2 protein-coding genes are annotated in these 1,017 nt (G+C 59.7%); one reads left to right on the top strand and one right to left on the bottom strand.

Features of this window, described 5'->3' with window-relative positions; translation table 11 throughout:
* Positions 1 to 274: 274 nt before the first annotated feature.
* Entirely contained in the window at positions 275 to 655 is a 381-nt protein-coding gene (locus tag RCH12_RS18615; RefSeq protein WP_442784602.1) for a GAF domain-containing protein, read from the top strand.
* Here the strand turns inward: RCH12_RS18615 and RCH12_RS18525 are convergent.
* Positions 642 to 1,017: IS3 family transposase (locus tag RCH12_RS18525; protein WP_327017893.1), on the bottom strand; the 376-nt coding region annotated here is incomplete at its 5' end. The two genes, RCH12_RS18615 and RCH12_RS18525, sit on opposite strands and share 14 nt — an antisense overlap.

The following is a 1,017-nucleotide window of genomic DNA, read 5'->3' as shown; positions in this document are numbered from 1 at the left end:
GCGGCCTGGATCAACAAACCCGCCGCTCAGGAAGAAGCGCCGAAACTAGCCGCCTAAACTCACGCTGGCCTCATTCACCTTGACAAATTCCGCCGGGCGCACAGTTCGATAATCCGTGTAGGGCCTTTGGCAGTGGAGCGCAAGCCCTTTGCGGCCAACGTGATCGCTCTCTATTCTCTGTGTGCATGGTCTCCTCACAACGCGAAGTTGATCTTGCAGACGTCTTTGTGCTCCTCGCGACTCACTAAGTGCGGGCCGCGACGTCGTCGACACCATGGACATCCTTGTCCAGGCCAGCGCCGAATTTTCCGCGGCGACAGACGCCGGAATTCTTCTGGCCGACAGCGGTGGAGTTCTTCACACTGTGGCGTATTCCAACGAGCGTACGAGCGAGGTCGAAGAGGCCCAGCTTGGTCACGATCAAGGCCCGTGTCAGGACTGCTTCGCTTCCGAGGAACCTGGAGAGATTTCTAATCTCTCCGAAGAATCCGGACGGTGGCCTCAGTTTGTTGCGATTGCCCTCTCGCGAGGATTCGATGCCGTGCATGCCTTCCCATTGCGCGTGCGCGGTCAAACGTTCGGGAGCCTTAACCTCTTTAGGGGACTGCCCCGAGTTCAGTTGACTCAAAGGGTTAGTGGTTTCAGGCGGCTTTGAGGGCCACGTTTATTGTCTCAAACTCGATGGGGGTGAGCTTGCCGAGGCGGCGTTGCCGGCGCTTGCGGTGGTAGGTCCGCTCGATCCAGACAACGATCGCGAGGCGTAGTTCATCCCTCGTCGCCCATCGCTGCCGATCGAGGACGTTCTTCTGTAGCAGCGCGAAGAATGACTCCATCGCGGCGTTGTCGCCGCAGGCGCCGACGCGCCCCATCGACCCGGTGATGCCGTTGTTCTTCAGCACCCGCAGGAACGCGTTGGAGCGGAACTGGGCGAATTCAACCAGTCGAAGCAACGCCCCGATCATGGAGGTGTCCGATGGGGCGTCCAGCAGGGTGGATGAAGGAATTGACGGGGAGGTC

The sequence above is a fragment of the Cryobacterium sp. MP_3.1 genome, assembly GCF_035984795.1.
GTDB lineage: Bacteria > Actinomycetota > Actinomycetes > Actinomycetales > Microbacteriaceae > Cryobacterium > Cryobacterium zongtaii.
Note: the sequence above shows the minus strand (reverse complement) of the source record. Positions and strands in the feature narration are given on the sequence as shown.